14 protein-coding genes and 4 tRNA genes are annotated in these 13,495 nt (G+C 68.8%); 6 read left to right on the forward strand and 12 right to left on the reverse strand.

From position 1 onward, the window contains the following. Positions 1–40: 40 nt before the first annotated feature. A complete protein-coding gene (locus BR07_RS0103530) occupies positions 41–889 on the forward strand; it encodes a pseudouridine synthase (RefSeq protein WP_197027734.1) in 849 nt (282 codons plus the stop codon). Here BR07_RS0103530 and BR07_RS0103535 read toward each other — a convergent pair. After that, positions 831–1,925: a hypothetical protein gene (locus BR07_RS0103535; protein WP_231476162.1), complete on the reverse strand. Its 1,095-nt coding sequence runs from the start codon at positions 1,923–1,925 to the stop codon at positions 831–833. The genes BR07_RS0103530 and BR07_RS0103535 overlap by 59 nt on opposite strands. Positions 1,926–1,995: 70 nt before the next feature. Between BR07_RS0103535 and BR07_RS26125 the strand changes: the two genes are divergently transcribed. From BR07_RS26125 to BR07_RS0103550, 3 genes are all read left to right on the forward strand, one after another. Further along, complete coding sequence (locus BR07_RS26125; protein ID WP_051612982.1) at positions 1,996–2,457, forward strand: hypothetical protein; 462 nt, start codon at positions 1,996–1,998, stop codon at positions 2,455–2,457. 81 nt (positions 2,458–2,538) lie between these two features. Next, a complete protein-coding gene (locus BR07_RS23145) occupies positions 2,539–3,678 on the forward strand; it encodes a M4 family metallopeptidase (RefSeq protein ID WP_051613070.1) in 1,140 nt (379 codons plus the stop codon). A gap of 1 nt (position 3,679) precedes the next feature. After that, positions 3,680–3,964 (forward strand): protealysin inhibitor emfourin, encoded by a 285-nt coding sequence (locus BR07_RS0103550; RefSeq protein WP_027504254.1) that lies wholly within the window; start codon positions 3,680–3,682, stop codon positions 3,962–3,964. Here the strand turns inward: BR07_RS0103550 and BR07_RS23150 are convergent. The 8 genes from BR07_RS23150 to BR07_RS0103590 form a co-directional block, all read right to left on the reverse strand. After that, positions 3,903–5,351, reverse strand: coding sequence for a DUF4153 domain-containing protein (locus BR07_RS23150; RefSeq protein ID WP_051612983.1), 1,449 nt, complete (start codon positions 5,349–5,351; stop codon positions 3,903–3,905). The genes BR07_RS0103550 and BR07_RS23150 overlap by 62 nt on opposite strands. Positions 5,352–5,426: 75 nt before the next feature. After that, on the reverse strand, positions 5,427–6,389 hold the full coding sequence (locus BR07_RS0103560) for a HAMP domain-containing sensor histidine kinase (protein WP_027504255.1): 963 nt from the start codon (positions 6,387–6,389) through the stop codon (positions 5,427–5,429). After that, positions 6,386–7,087: a response regulator transcription factor gene (locus tag BR07_RS0103565; RefSeq protein ID WP_027504256.1), complete on the reverse strand. Its 702-nt coding sequence runs from the start codon at positions 7,085–7,087 to the stop codon at positions 6,386–6,388. Before BR07_RS0103565 ends, BR07_RS0103560 begins: the two co-directional genes overlap by 4 nt. 91 nt (positions 7,088–7,178) lie before the next feature. Next, on the reverse strand, positions 7,179–8,429 hold the full coding sequence (locus BR07_RS0103570) for an FAD-dependent oxidoreductase (protein WP_037183989.1): 1,251 nt from the start codon (positions 8,427–8,429) through the stop codon (positions 7,179–7,181). A gap of 104 nt (positions 8,430–8,533) precedes the next feature. Beyond that, positions 8,534–8,607, reverse strand: a tRNA-Phe gene (locus BR07_RS0103575). An 89-nt stretch (positions 8,608–8,696) separates the two neighbouring features. Further along, positions 8,697–8,770 (reverse strand) — tRNA-Asp (locus tag BR07_RS0103580). 92 nt (positions 8,771–8,862) lie between these two features. After that, a tRNA-Glu gene (locus BR07_RS0103585) sits at positions 8,863–8,935 on the reverse strand. A gap of 96 nt (positions 8,936–9,031) precedes the next feature. Then, positions 9,032–9,682, reverse strand: coding sequence for a ScbR family autoregulator-binding transcription factor (locus BR07_RS0103590; RefSeq protein ID WP_027504258.1), 651 nt, complete (start codon positions 9,680–9,682; stop codon positions 9,032–9,034). A 320-nt stretch (positions 9,683–10,002) separates the two neighbouring features. Between BR07_RS0103590 and BR07_RS0103595 the strand changes: the two genes are divergently transcribed. Next, a tRNA-Lys gene (locus tag BR07_RS0103595) sits at positions 10,003–10,075 on the forward strand. Between the two features lie 28 nt (positions 10,076–10,103). Here BR07_RS0103595 and BR07_RS0103600 read toward each other — a convergent pair. Genes BR07_RS0103600 through BR07_RS0103610 form a run of 3 tightly spaced genes read right to left on the reverse strand, consistent with a single transcriptional unit; the run spans position 10,104 to position 12,160 of the window. Further along, on the reverse strand, positions 10,104–10,856 hold the full coding sequence (locus BR07_RS0103600) for an AIM24 family protein (RefSeq protein WP_027504259.1): 753 nt from the start codon (positions 10,854–10,856) through the stop codon (positions 10,104–10,106). Between the two features lie 16 nt (positions 10,857–10,872). Continuing rightward, the gene (locus BR07_RS0103605) at positions 10,873–11,544 is read right to left on the reverse strand and encodes an AIM24 family protein (RefSeq protein WP_027504260.1); all 672 of its coding nucleotides are present in this window, start codon (positions 11,542–11,544) and stop codon (positions 10,873–10,875) included. Between the two features lies 1 nt (position 11,545). Continuing rightward, positions 11,546–12,160, reverse strand: coding sequence for an AIM24 family protein (locus tag BR07_RS0103610; RefSeq protein WP_373425298.1), 615 nt, complete (start codon positions 12,158–12,160; stop codon positions 11,546–11,548). Positions 12,161–12,513: 353 nt separating this feature from the next. Here BR07_RS0103610 and BR07_RS0103615 point away from each other — a divergent pair, with 353 nt between their 5' ends. Beyond that, complete coding sequence (locus BR07_RS0103615; RefSeq protein WP_027504262.1) at positions 12,514–13,482, forward strand: acyl-ACP desaturase; 969 nt, start codon at positions 12,514–12,516, stop codon at positions 13,480–13,482. Positions 13,483–13,495 lie beyond the last annotated feature (13 nt).

Below are 13,495 nucleotides of genomic sequence, written 5' to 3' on the forward strand. Positions count from 1 at the left end.
GCTGCCGATCCGAGACGGTCTCAATCCGACGCGGATCCGCATGCCGGACGCGCCGGCAGAGCACAGGACCATAGTCGAGTACCTCGTCGCACGCTTTCCGCGCGATGCGGAGGCCCTGCGCGCGAAGGTGACGGACGGCGAGGTCGTCGATGCCGCAGGACGGCCCGTGCTGGTCGACACTCCCCTGGTCCCCCGCGCCGACGTCTACCTGTACCGGGATCCGCCCGTGGAACCCGAGGTGCCGTTCACCGCCCCGATCCTGTACCGAGACGATGCGATCGTGGTGGTGGACAAGCCGCACTTCCTGGCTACGACACCACGGGGGCGCTTCGTCGTGCAGACCGCCCTGACCCGGCTGCGACGCGAACTGGGAAACGACGCACTGTCCCCGGCGCACCGCCTCGATCGCCTCACCGCGGGCGTGCTCGTCTTCACCGCACGACAGGACGTCCGCCGCGCATATCAGGAGATGTTCCGGGAGCGCAGCATGGTCAAGGTCTACGAAGCGGTGGCCCCCGACTCGCCGATCTCGTTCCCGCACACCGTGATCAGCCGCATCGTCAAGGACCGTGGATCACTGCAGGCGACCGAGGTGCCGGGTGAGCCGAACAGCGAGACCGTGATCGAGAAGGTGCGCACGGTGGGCGACCTGGCGCTCTACCGCCTGCATCCGCGCACGGGCAAGACCCATCAACTACGCGTGCACATGGCCTCTCTCGGCCTGCCCATAGTCGGCGACTCGCTGTATCCCGTGCCGCGCGAGGTCGCCGTCGACGACTACCGGGATCCACTGCGACTGCTGGCGCGGAGCATCGAGTTCACCGACCCGCTCACAGGCGCACCGCGGCACTTCGCGTCGCAGCGGACCCTCGCGCTGTCTCCACCGTGATCCGGTGCGAGATCGCGGCGAGCGTCAACAGTCCGATCGCGAGGTTGGTCAGGGCGGCGAAGCCCGTCTCGGCGAAGTCGACGAGCGCACCGAGCAACGCGTAGATCAGGGCCGCCGACCGGAGTCGGTGCAGAGGCCAGAGGGACGCGGTGCGCCGCCGCCCGATCAGCGACGGGAGCCCGAGGGCGACCGTGACGCACGCCGTCACCCACAGGATGCCGCCCGAGATGGTCATCCGGTCGAGGGTGACATCGAGGTCGTCGCGTTCGATGACCAGACCGCCCGTGGCCAGTTGTGCGATGCCCGCCACGACCGTCGCGGACGCGGTGACCACCATGAGCCAGGACAACGCGATCGCCCAGCGCGTACTGGTCACGAACGACGCGACGGTGCGCGAGAACCACACCAGCCGACGCGTCGGCCGGGACGGTGCCGGAACGCACCGACTCAGCAGGGTGTCGATGCTCGCGACGAGCTCGGGGTCGGCTCCCGTCGTCCGCGCTCGGTCGAGCAGTTCGCGGGCCAGCTCCCGGCGCGATCCCGGTACCCCACCGACGAGTCCTTCCGACGCGATGGCGGCAGCGTTCGCGAGGCATTCCCGTGGCGTCGGTTCGCGGACGTCGCGGACGGTTCGTCCGAGCACCAGGACCAGAACCACCGTCACGTACATGATCTCGGCGGACGGGCCGTAGAAGTAGTCGTTGTCCTTCGTCACGAACTTCCCGACCTCGTCCAGGAACAGACCGAAGCCGACGCCGCCCAGCAGCACGGCCGACGAGCGCACTCCGAAGCCGAGGAACAGCCATCCGACGACGAGCGCCGTCATCATCAGCGCACCGCCCCACAGTGCGTGGGCGATGTGCAGGCTTCCGCCGCCCACCTGCGGATAGTCGGTGAGTTCGAGGTAGGCGCGGGTGAGCAGGATGGTCGCGACCGCGGCGATGACGAACGACTCCACGGACGACGTCCCGTCGGCACTGCGCACGATCGGCGTCCGCACCCGCCGCGCACGCGCACCCCGCTGCATGATGGCCATCGTCGATCATGGTCATTCACAGGCCTCTTTCGCGGTGGAATGCGACGGTACGCCCGGTAAAGTTCGTCCGATGAGACTCCTTCCCGCCACGCTCGCCGCTGCTGCCACCCTCGCCCTGGTCCTGGGTGGATGCAGCTCCGAGGATCAGCAGTCCGCACAGGACACCGCGAACAACGCCGCGGAATCGGTGGGCGACGCAGCTCAGGGCGCACTCAGCTCTGCACAGTCGGCCGCACCCGGCATCCAGTCGAGCGCCGGCAGCCTGGCCGACGATGCCGGCAACGTGTTCGACGACGCCAAGCGCGCGACCTTCGTCGCCGCCTACAAGGCGCAGTTCTCCGCGCTCTCCGAGGGAAAGTCCGACGAGGACATCGAATCGCTGCTCGGCAGCATCTGCCAGCAGATCACCGACGGCAAGGAGAAGGACGCCGTGGTCACCGACATCCGGTCACAGGCCACCAACAACGGCAACGAGCCCGGTGTCGACGAGGCCGGTCGCATCTACGACCAGGCGAAGGTCGCCTGCCCCTGACCGTACGAGCTCCGCGAGGTGCGCGGGCTGTCGGTGATCGGGGTTAGCGTGGCGATCGTTCCCCTTCGGAAGGATCTCATCGTGGCCACCCCCGACCTCTCGCGCACCACGCCCTGCTGCCAGGGCGTCGTTCCTCCCTACCTTCTGCAGCGCCTCGCGTCGGCCCCCGCGGAACGCAGTGCCCGCCTGGACACCGCCCCGTCCGTCGCGAGCCGCACGCTGGAACTCGACGACGAGATGCGGCGTCGACGCGATTCGACGCGGTCCACCGTGTCGCCCACCGCTCCCCGCGGCGCCGTCGCGGATCGGCTGCAGCGCACCATCGCCGACGCGAAGAACACGCAGACTCTGCCCGGCGACGTCGTGCGTACCGAGGGCGGCGAACCTGTCGGCGATCCGGCGGCGGACGAGAGCTACGACGGCCTCGGCGTCACCCACGCCCTGTTCGCCGAGGTCTACGGATGGTCCAGCCTCGATGGGCAGGGGCTGCCGCTCGACGCCACGGTGCACTACGGCGAGCAGTACGACAACGCGTTCTGGGACGGCACCCGCATGGTGTTCGGCGACGGTGACGGCGAGGTGTTCACCCGCTTCACCGTGTCGCTGTCCGTCATCGCGCACGAGTTGGCTCACGGTTTCACGCAGTACACCTCACAGCTCGAGTACGCCGGACAGTCCGGCGCCCTCAACGAGTCGGTGTCCGACGTGTTCGGCGTCCTCGCAGAACAGCGCTCGCGTGGGCAGAACGCCGAGGACGCGTCCTGGCTCGTCGGCGAGGGGCTCTTCCTCCCCGACGTGCAGGGCAGCGCCCTCCGCTCGATGCTGGCACCCGGTACCGCGTACGACGACGACGTCCTCGGCAAGGACCCCCAGCCCGCGGACATGGCGGGATACGTCGAGACCACCGAGGACAACGGCGGGGTGCACATCAACTCCGGCATCCCCAACCGCGCGTTCGCCGAGGCCGCCGTCGCGCTCGGCGGGCCGGCCTGGGATCGTCTCGGACAGGTCTGGTTCGACGCTCTCACGTCCGGCAGCCTGACGCCGACCGCCGATTTCGCCGCCTTCTCCGCGGCGACGGTCGCGGCCGCATCGGCGCGGTACGGAACCGGGTCCGACGTTCACCGCGCCGTGGTCGGCGGGTGGACTACCGTGGGCCTCGAGCCGGCCGGGACGGGATCCGCGTCCGATGCGGCGGACGAGGCGAGCAAGAGGACGTGACATGGTCATCGTGGTGGTACGCAGCGGCGGCGTGGCCGGGATGACCCGCCGCGGCAGCGTCGACACCACGGCCCTCGGCGACACGGCACCCGAGTGGGAGCAGCTGGTCACTCGCGCGCTCCCCCTGTTGAACGGCCTGCCCGAGTCGTCGTCCCTCGCTCGCGACACCTTCCGGTGGCGACTCGAGATCGGCGAGCACTCGTGCGAGACCGGCGATTCGGCACTCACCGGCCCGCTTCGCGAGCTGGCAGAGCGCACTCTGCGAGAGGGTCGCTCGCCGCGATGACGGCGGCCTCACGGCGTGCGAGGTTCGCGTTCCACCACGGGTCGCTCCCGGGCTCGTCGACGATGCAGTCGCGCAGCGTGGGCGGCAGGGTCGACACGGCGGGCACCGCGTCCGCCGACAGCGTGCCGAGATAGTCGACGTCGATCAGTCCGGTCCGCTCGTAGCGCTCGACTGCCCGCTCCGCGACCAGCGCATCGACGTTCACCACCGCCATCACCAGCACGCCCAGCGCCGCCGTGCCGACGATCACCGCGGGCAGTAGGCGCGCGGACCAGCGCGCACCGGCGACAATGACGGCGAGCACGACGACGCCCAACCACACCTCGACGACCATGACCCCGACTCGCAGCCGAGTGAGACCGAACTGCTGCTCGTACAACGACATTCGGTACACCGCCGACCAGACGACCACCAGCGTCAGCACACACAGCGACCCGAAGGCGATGCGCGCGAGCACCCGGTCGCGCCGCACCTCGGCGTCGACCTTGCGGACCTGCACGGCGACCACGACGAGCACGCCGACGGTCACCGTGATCAGCTGCCAGAATCCCGATCGGGCGTGGTCCGCGAAGGTCAGATCGTCCGTCGTCATCACGTGGTCGTGTCCACCGAACAACGTGGCTGCCTGCACCACCACGAACGCAGCGAACACGACGACGAGCGCGCAGACCGGCACCGCCCACTCCCACACCGGTCGTCGTCGACCGGCGCCGGGAGCGAGTGCATCGAGTGCCATCGCGCGACGCTTCGCGTGGGCGACACCCAGAATCCACAGCGCGACGCACAGAGCCACGACCGGCCCCAGCGGGTCGACGTCGACGGACACGGTCGGGATCACCGCGTCGACGAGCGAGGCGAAGCGATCGTCGGCGCCCGCGAACAGCAGTGTGAACACGGTGACCAGCAGGGCCGTGCTCACCACGACGCGCAGCGTGCGTACCGCGGACCCCCGAGACGGGAGCGTCACTTGTGCGGCACCGGTTCCGAGCGAGCGGAGCACGGCTCCCTGCACCACGACGGGCACGATCGGCGCGAGCACCGTGGCGGTGAACGTCGTCGATCTCGTGGTCGACAGAGCCACACACCACACGGCCAGTCCGACGGACGACGCTGCGAGCCATCCCGAATCGCGGACGAACGGGACCAGCAGCAGCGCGAACGCGGCGCCGATCCATGCCACGGACCAGCGCGACCGGTCCGGCAGTCGAGCGGCGAGGACGGCAGCGACGCCGACGGCGAGGTAGGCCACCGACGGCCGGTCGGTCAGTATGGCGCCGGCGACCACCCCGACCGCTGCGGCGGAGCCCACGGCCCAGCGACGCGGAGACTCGGTGACGGTGCGGACCGGCGACTGCGCCGCCGGATCGGGAAGAAGGTCGGTGGTCATCGTGAACCTCTTTCGGGCAGGGGTGATCGCGCGAGCACCGGATGCGGTGTCACGTGTCGAGTGCGGACGGTGGGGTCAGACGGGAAGGGTGAGCCGGAAGCAACACCCGGCGCCGACGTCGACCACATCGAGTGTGCCGCCGTGCAACTCGGCGGCCCATCGAGCGATGGCGAGCCCGATGCCGGTGCCGCCGTCGGTCGACCCGCCGCGGACGAACCGGTCGAAGACCCGAGCGCGGTCGGCCGGCGCGATCCCGTCGCCCTCGTCGACCACGTCGATGCGCACCGTGTCGTCACCCACCACGGCCGACACGGCCACTGCACCGTCGGGCGGACCGTGGCGCACGGCGTTCTCGACCAGATTGGCCATCACCTGCCGTACCCGTTCCTCGTCGGCGGTCACCGTCGCACCGGGAGGCTCGACCGACACCGAGAACCGGGTCGCCGTGCTCTGGGTGACCACGCTGGTCAGGAACTGACGGAGGTCGAACGTGCTGCGCGACAGACCGAGTGCGCCACCCTCGAGCTTGGAGAGATCCAGGAGGTCGTCGACGAGCCGAGCCAGACGTTCGGTCTGCTCGAGGGCGACTCCCACCGTCGCCGGGGTCGCCTCCTGCACCCCGTCGGCGATGTTCTCGAGCACGGCCTGCAGCGACGCGATCGGTGTACGGAGTTCGTGCGAGACGTTGCCGATCAGCTCCCGACGGTAGCGGTCGGCCTCTGCGAGGTCTGCCGACATCGTGTTGAACGCGACGGCCAGCTGGCCGATCTCGTCCCGCGACGTGGCACGGACCCGGTGCGTGTAGTCCCCGTTCGCCATCGCTCGCGAGGCTGCGGTCATCTCGCGCAGCGGCGAGGTCATCCCGTGCGCGACGATCTGCGTGACCACCAGCGCCACGACGAGTGCGAGCAGCAGCGCGTACCGGAACGGCTGCTGGGCCGCGAGCCAGAAGGTGCCCGACGCCGCGAACAGCGCGATCACCACCACCAGGCCGGTCTTGACCTTGAACGAGCGCAGCGAGTCGAGAGGGCGGATCATCCGCGTGCCCGGAACGCGTACCCGACGCCGTGGACGGTGCGCACGACGTCGGACCCCAGCTTGCGCCGCAACGCCTTGACGTGGCTGTCGACCGTGCGGGACGGCACCGACGTCATGGAGTCGTCGCGCGACCACCCCCACACGTCCGACAGCAGTCGATCTCGCGCGAAGGCCGCGCCCGGCCGCCGGGCGAGGAACAGCAGCAGATCGAATTCCGTGCGTGTCAGGTGGACCTCGTCGCCGTCACGGAAGACCCGCCGCGCGTGCTCGTCGACCCGCACGTCGTCGAACTCGTGCACGACGGTCGGCGTCGGCGCGGGATGGCGTTCCACCCGGCGCAGCAGTGCGTGCACGCGGGCCACCAGGGTGCGCATCGAGAACGGCTTGGACATGTAGTCGTCCGCACCCACCCCGAGGCCCACCAGCTGGTCCGTCTCGTCCGACCGCGCCGTGAGCATGAGGACGGCGACGGCGCCCTCGGGGCGGGACTGGATGCGTCGGCACACCTCGAGACCGTCGAACCCGGGCAGCATCACGTCGAGGACCACCAGGTCGGGGTTCGTGCGGGCCACCGTCTCCACGGCGGCCGGTCCGGTCGACGCGAGGTCGACGTCGAAGCCCTCGGACCGCAGCCGTGCCGCGATCGCGTCGGCCAGGGCCCGTTCGTCCTCGACCACCAGAATTCGTCGTCGATCCATGAAACAGACCGTAACGGCACCATGTGCGGGTCTCGGGGACACGTTGTGAAGATTCCGTGGAGATCGCTCCGGCCCAGAACCGGACGCCGCGTCAGCCGAGCAGCCGCGCCACCTCGGCGGCCGCGCGACCACCCGACACCAGAGCACCCTGGATCGACGGGGTGTCGCGATGGTCGCCGGCGAGCAGCACGCGGTCACCGACCCGTAGCGATCGCCGGAGCGACGTCCCGGGTGCCTGGACCGGGAGCGCACGCCGCACGTCGTGACGCACGATCACCCGCCACGACGCGGTGGACCGACCCCACAGCCGGTCGAGAACGGCGCGCACGACGGACTCCGCGGCGGGACCGGCGTCGTCCAGCAGCGTGGTCGCCTGCACCAGGGTCTTCCCGGTCGGCGCGTATCCCGGTGCGATGGAGCTCATCTCGGCGGTGTTGACCACCACGCCGCCCGTCCCCGAGATGCGGAGGAACTCGTCGGATTCCGCGGCGTCGGCCTCGAACCACCACGTCGACAACCCGCGCATGGGAGAGGTCCGGGTGTCCGTCAGCTCGGTCGCGCCTCGCGCGTCCGTCGCCACCACCACCGCGCGGGCCTGCAGCACCGACCCGTCGGCGATCCGCACGGCGGGTGCCGCGCCGTCGGTGACCTGCTCGACGCGCGAGGAGTACGCGATGTCGACCCCGGCATCGCGGGCGAGCTGCTCGGGGAACGCCTGCATTCCGCGGTTCGGCACACCGGGTGTCGCGAGAAGAAAGCTGCGGAGCACGAGCCGGACGTAGCGGTCCGACGTGTCTCCCGCGCCGTCGGCGAGGACCCCGCTGAGAAACGGAGCCAGCAGTGCGGAGCGCAGCGGACCGCGGAGGCCGACGCGGTCCCAGTCGTCGGCGAGTGCAGCGTCGGGGGACGCGGCCAGGCGGCGCACCGGTCCGACAGCGGGCAACGCCCACCGCGCGGCACCGACGACGGCGCCCGGGTGCAGCAGGCCGAGGCGAGCCGCGGACCGCACCGTCCCGAGCAGCAGGCCCGGGTGCCGTGTCGGGTCGGCGATCGTGTGCGCTCGCCCCGAGTCGTCGACGATCCGCACACCGCGACCGGCGACCCGCAGATCGAGCGCGGACACGTCGACATGACGCTTCACGGCCGGGTAGGAGGGGTTGAGGAGCTGGAAGCCTCGATCACAGCGAAAGCCGTCCACGACGTCGGTGCGGATCCGTCCCCCAGGGGCGTCGCCCGCCTCCACGACCCGCACCGTGAATCCACGCCGGCGCAGCGCTCCGGCGCACCGTAGACCGGCGATACCCGCCCCCACCACGATCACGTCAGCATCGATGTCAGTCATGCCCTATCGATACCACCCGGGCGTCGGCGACCTCGGACGACGGGTCCGGAAACGAGAAGAACCACCTGCGCGGGCAGGTGGTTCCAGTCTGTGTCCATTCTCGGTGGCCAGAGCCGGGATCGAACCGGCGACCTTCCGCTTTTCAGGCGGACGCTCGTACCGACTGAGCTACCTGGCCGTGGGCACCCTCGCGGGTACCGGTGATGCTGTACTACTCGGTGCTGACGATCATCGCATCACTGAGGTATTGCGACCTCTGAGGTGTTGCGACCCTGACGGGACTCGAACCCGCGACCTCCGCCGTGACAGGGCGGCGCGCTAACCAACTGCGCCACAGGGCCATGCTGTGAAGCATGTACTGCGTGGAAGACCCTACTGCATCTTCGTCCTACTTCTCACCACTCCCGCTCCAGCGTTGTCACTCGCTGAAACGTACCCCCTACGGGATTCGAACCCGCGCTACCGCCTTGAAAGGGCGGCGTCCTAGGCCGCTAAACGAAGGGGGCCCGTCGAATCGCTCCGACCGTACCCCAACGGCGTTCCGTTGGGAGCTTCGATAGCTTAGGACACCGCTTCGGAATTTCACAAATCCGCAGCTGAGGCTATGTTTCGACGCTCACAGCGTCGACTCGGGGCCACCCGTTGACGCGCCACTTGTCGAGCCATTCCCGCGACGCCATCGCCATCAGGAGAACCTCGAGTGACTCCTCGAACAGCACCACCAGGTCGGTGTCCTCGGCGGTCAGATCGGCCATGTACCGCTGGCCGGCGAGCGAGGTCACCAGCACGCGGGTGAACATGCGCGGATCGATGTCGGGGCGCAGCAGACCGGTCTCGTGCGCCTCGGCCGCGAGCTTGTGTGCGGTGCGACCCCACACGGCGCCCGCTCCCTCGCGGATGCTCGCGTGGAACTCGGGCTCGACGACGAGACGGAACTCCGCACGCACGACGACGTTCTCGTCGAAGGACCGGGCGAGCTGGAAGATGAGGTTGTGCAGCCACTCGAGGGCGTCGACGCCGTCCGGGCGCTCCACGTCCATGATCGCGACGTACTTCTCCATCGCGGTCTGCAGAACGGCGCGAGCCAGTTCTTCCTTCGAGCTGAAGTGGAAGTACATCGCACCCTTGGTGGCGCGTGACCCCTCGAGAATCGTGTTGACCGACGCCGCGGTGTACCCACGCTTGCTGAACTCGTACGCGGCTGCCTCGACGATCGCGGCCCGGGTGCGTCGAGCACGTTCCTGCTGTGCCATTGCGCTGCTGCCTCCGAAATTGAACACCCTGAAGGGCCCTGATACTGAGTGAAGGGTAGCCGACAAACCTGAGAATCCCCTCGGACGTGGCCGCAAACATCGAGCTCGAGCGGGTTCGTCCGGCGTGTTCGGACGGCCCCACCAGCGTGTCGTGCGTTCCGATGACCGGTTTGTCGGATATATGCCCAGCCCGCGTCCGAATGTCGACCGGCGAGAATGGTGATGATTCATAGCGAATAGGTGAATGGTGAATGCGTCACTCCCGACGCGAGGCCAGGTCGAGAGCGACCGCCCGGGGTCCATTACACTCGTCGAGCACCGCCCCTATAGCTCAGTTGGTAGAGCTACGGACTTTTAATCCGCAGGTCGTAGGTTCGAGCCCTACTGGGGGCACAACGTCTTTCCCCACACCCGTCGACGCTCAGGAATTCTGGCTCAGCCGGGCCCCGATGCTCTGATGGAGTGAGCGCAACGCGTTCTGACCCAGCGCCACGGTCTCCGACTCGATGTGGCGGAGCAGATGAGCGTCGCTCACCACCTTCTCGGACGACTGGATCAGGACCGTTCCCGCACCGGTGAAGTCGAACTGCCGCTCCTCCCCCGTCTGTGCTCCGAGGAGCATCCCCTGCGCCGCCCCCAGGAAGCTCTGCATCCACTGCGCGTCGAAGTGGTGGGACGGAGCGGGGCAGTCGGCCCAGCCGACGAGTGCCTGCGGATCCACTCGAACGGGCGGTTCGGCGAACACGACCGCACCGTTGGACGAGGCGAGGAACTTCCCGGTGCCGAGCAGCGTGAGAAAACCGGGCACGATGGACTGCTTCAGCTCGAGGCCGGGTTCGAAGGCCAGCAGGTTCGACGCCCGGATGGTCAGGTTGCCGTCGTCGAGATCGAACGAGTTGATGTCGAAGCCGCGATCGCCGAGCAGCACCTTGCCGTGTCCGCTCGCGAGCACCCAGTCGTTCGCGTACAGCGGCGACGAGAAGCGTGAGGCCACGACGGCCGCCATCGACGTCCGCCCGAGAGGCTCGAACTGCACCGACCCGTAGTAGGCGATCATCGCGCCCTTCGCCGTGAACCACGGCTGTCCCGCGAGTTCGATGCAGAAGGCGTAGTCGTTTCCCGGCACGTTGTCGTTCACCGGCAACGTGTGGGGGTTGTGCACGACGTCGGTCATGTCCGATTCCCTCTCGTCAGAACTTCTGCTCGGACGCCTGGACCCACACGGTCCCTGCGCCGCCGATCGCGAGTTGCACGGCTTCACCCGAACCGCGGCCGACGGCGTCACGCCACCCGACGTTCGTCGAGATGTCGACGGTGAGAGTGCCGCGGTGACACACGTACGCCTGCGGATCGACCACCACCTGCGGCCGGTGCGGACCCACCTCGATCTCGACCGTCCCACCGTGGGCCAGCACGGCCACCTGCCCACGTCCGGCGACCTGTGTCGTGAACATGCCCTGCCCGGTCATCGCCCCGCGCACCGCGCCGCGGACCCCTCCCTGCTGCGTCAGGGGTACGACCGATGTCGAGAGTGCGCCACTGTGTGCGAGCAACCGTGACGCCTCGACCGAGAGGACACCGGTCCCGTCGAGATCGATGACGGACACGTGCAACCCGGCGTGGCCGTAGTGCACGGTGCCGGACCCCTCGGCGGCCATCATGGCGACGTGCTCGCCCGACATCATCCGGCCGGCCATACCCGCGACGGCACCCATCCCCGGCATGCCGCCCGCGCCGCCGATCGTGTGCGGGACGAAGCGGACGTCGCCCTGGTGGAACAACATGGATCCACGGCGCGCGAGCGTGGGCGAGCCCGGGGCGACGGTCGACTTCACGACCTTGCTGTTGACGAGTTCCAACATGTCAGCGCTCCTGCGGCTGGATGTAGACGACACCGGCGCCGTCGAAGCGGAGGGAGAAGGCCTCGCCGCTCCCGCCGCCGACGGCCGACCGCCACGTGACGTCGGTGACGAAGCTCTGTGTCACCTGACCTCGGTGCGCGACGAAGGCGTCCGGATCGACCACCAACGGGTACTGCGGTGACACCTCGAGCGCGATGAGCGGTCCGCCCGCGGACAGCAGTCCCACCTCGCCCTGTCCACTGACGACCGTCGTGAACAGGCCCTGCCCGGACGAGGCGCCGCGGAGCCCGGCGAAGGCCACATCGGACCGCAGCCCGCCGGACAGAGCGAGCAACTGCGACGATTCGACGTGGAGTGCGTCACCCGCCAACGGCACGACGACGACGTGCTGCGCGTCGACCGCGAGCCGCACCGTTCCCTGCCCCGCCATCTCCATCAGGGACAGCGACTCGCCGGTGACCTTCTGCTTGAGAGCGGCGCGCAGTCCACCGCCACCGCCCATCCCGGCGTTCCGGAAGGTCACCTGGCCCTCGTACGCGATCATCGATCCGGTGACCGCCCGCACGCTGTCCCCGTGCAGGTCGACGACCAGAACGCGGTGTCCCTCGGTTCTCAGTTGCGCCACGGCAGACAGAATGGCAGACAACGGTCGTCGCCACAGTGGCTCCGGTGATCTGTCCCCTGCCAGCGACTCCGAGTGACGCACAGTACATCGAGTTCGTTTCTCGCAGAAGTCACAACACCTGTACCCCGTACCCCGCGGCATATACTGGACGAGGTCGACGGCGGGCGGGCGTAACGAACTGTCGCCCCGCTCGATGAACGTCTACCGGACGGTACGCACCCCTCGCGGCGGCTCGTCGAAGCAATTCACATCGAAGTTACGGTGCCGTAGGCTGCCCTCACAGTACGAGGCAGCGCGGTCATCGCGCGGAAGCAGTGAGCCGAACACCATTCTGGAGGACACGCATGGCACGGGATCTGACCCAACTGGAGCTGCTCGGAGAGCTGCAGCCGGTTGCGGAAGAGAATCTGAACCGGCATCTCTCCATGGCGAAGGAGTGGCACCCCCACGACTACGTCCCCTGGGACGAGGGGCGTAACTTCGCCGCGCTCGGTGGCGAGGACTGGTCGCCCGAGCAGTCTCGGCTCGACGAGGTGGCCAAGGCCGCCATGATCACCAACCTCCTCACCGAGGACAACCTGCCGTCGTACCACCGCGAGATCGCGGAGAACTTCTCGCAGGACGGCGCCTGGGGCACCTGGGTGGGCCGGTGGACCGCCGAGGAGAACCGCCACGGCATCGTCATGCGCGACTACCTGGTGGTCACGCGCGGAGTGGATCCCGTCGCCCTCGAGCAGGCCCGCATCGAGCACATGACCAACGGCTTCTCCTCGGCCGCTGCCGGTGGCCACGATCAGATGGGCTTCCTGCACTCCGTCTCGTACGTGACGTTCCAGGAGCTGGCCACGCGAGTCAGCCACCGAAACACGGGCAAGGTCTGCAACGACCCCATCGCCGACCGCATGCTCCAGCGCATCGCGGCCGACGAGAACCTGCACATGATCTTCTACCGCAACCTGTGCGGTGCGGCGCTCGACATCTCGCCCGACCAGGCGCTGCGTGCCATCGCCGACATCGTGCAGAACTTCCAGATGCCCGGCGCCGGCATGCCCAACTTCCGCCGCAACGGCGTGCTGATGGCCAAGCACGGGATCTACGATCTGCGTCAGCACCTCGAGGACGTCGTCATGCCGGTGCTGCGCAAGTGGAACATCTTCGATCGCACCGACTTCACCGCCGAGGGCGAGCAGACGCGTGAGGAGCTCGCCGCCTTCCTCGAGAAGCTGGAGAAGGACGTTCTCAAGTTCGAGGAGCAGCGCGACCGCATGCTGTCCCGCGAGGCTGCCAAGCGGCAGGCCGCGCAGGCATCCTGACCCGCACCGCACC

It is taken from the genome of Rhodococcus sp. UNC23MFCrub1.1, assembly GCF_000686025.1.
Taxonomy (GTDB): domain Bacteria; phylum Actinomycetota; class Actinomycetes; order Mycobacteriales; family Mycobacteriaceae; genus Rhodococcoides.

Bases quoted from the DNA above. Each gene is read 5' to 3' on its own strand.
- BR07_RS0103530 (WP_197027734.1), top strand. From the start codon at position 41: ATGCCGGACGCGCCGGCAGAGCACAGGACCATAGTCGAGTACCTCGTC.
- BR07_RS0103535 (WP_231476162.1), bottom strand. From the start codon at position 1,925: ATGGCCATCATGCAGCGGGGTGCGCGTGCGCGGCGGGTGCGGACGCCG.
- BR07_RS26125 (WP_051612982.1), top strand. From the start codon at position 1,996: ATGAGACTCCTTCCCGCCACGCTCGCCGCTGCTGCCACCCTCGCCCTG.
- BR07_RS0103550 (WP_027504254.1), top strand. From the start codon at position 3,680: ATGGTCATCGTGGTGGTACGCAGCGGCGGCGTGGCCGGGATGACCCGC.
- BR07_RS23150 (WP_051612983.1), bottom strand. From the start codon at position 5,351: ATGACCACCGACCTTCTTCCCGATCCGGCGGCGCAGTCGCCGGTCCGC.
- BR07_RS0103560 (WP_027504255.1), bottom strand. From the start codon at position 6,389: ATGATCCGCCCTCTCGACTCGCTGCGCTCGTTCAAGGTCAAGACCGGC.
- BR07_RS0103565 (WP_027504256.1), bottom strand. From the start codon at position 7,087: ATGGATCGACGACGAATTCTGGTGGTCGAGGACGAACGGGCCCTGGCC.
- BR07_RS0103570 (WP_037183989.1), bottom strand. From the start codon at position 8,429: ATGACTGACATCGATGCTGACGTGATCGTGGTGGGGGCGGGTATCGCC.
- BR07_RS0103590 (WP_027504258.1), bottom strand. From the start codon at position 9,682: ATGGCACAGCAGGAACGTGCTCGACGCACCCGGGCCGCGATCGTCGAG.
- BR07_RS0103600 (WP_027504259.1), bottom strand. From the start codon at position 10,856: ATGACCGACGTCGTGCACAACCCCCACACGTTGCCGGTGAACGACAAC.
- BR07_RS0103605 (WP_027504260.1), bottom strand. From the start codon at position 11,544: ATGTTGGAACTCGTCAACAGCAAGGTCGTGAAGTCGACCGTCGCCCCG.
- BR07_RS0103615 (WP_027504262.1), top strand. From the start codon at position 12,514: ATGGCACGGGATCTGACCCAACTGGAGCTGCTCGGAGAGCTGCAGCCG.